The organism is Streptomyces sp. 13-12-16, from assembly GCF_002114215.1.
GTDB lineage: Bacteria > Actinomycetota > Actinomycetes > Streptomycetales > Streptomycetaceae > Streptomyces.
On record NZ_NCTE01000733.1, the window covers coordinates 1,710 to 1,958 of the forward strand.

At 77.5% G+C, this 249-nt stretch carries 1 protein-coding gene; it reads right to left on the reverse strand.

Annotation, left to right across the window (positions count from 1 at the left end):
* A partial coding sequence (locus B7767_RS27515) for a phosphopantetheine-binding protein (protein ID WP_218775823.1) occupies positions 1-249 on the reverse strand: 249 nt, incomplete at both ends.

The window sequence follows — 249 nt, forward strand, 5'->3', positions numbered from 1 at the left end:
CCCGCGCGAGCGATCCGAGCATCCGCACCGCGAGCAGCGAGTCACCGCCGAGCGCGAAGAAGTCGGCGGTGCGCTCCTCCACCGGGCAGTCCAGCAGTTTCCGCCAGTGTGCCGCGACGGCTCGTTCCGTGTCGTCCCGGGGCGGTCCCGGCTCCGCTCCGCCGGCCGCCGCCGCGGGTACGGACAGGCGTCGGCCGGACGCCTGCCGGGCCGGCCCGGCCTGCTCGCCGTCGACCGCGTCGGGCAGTC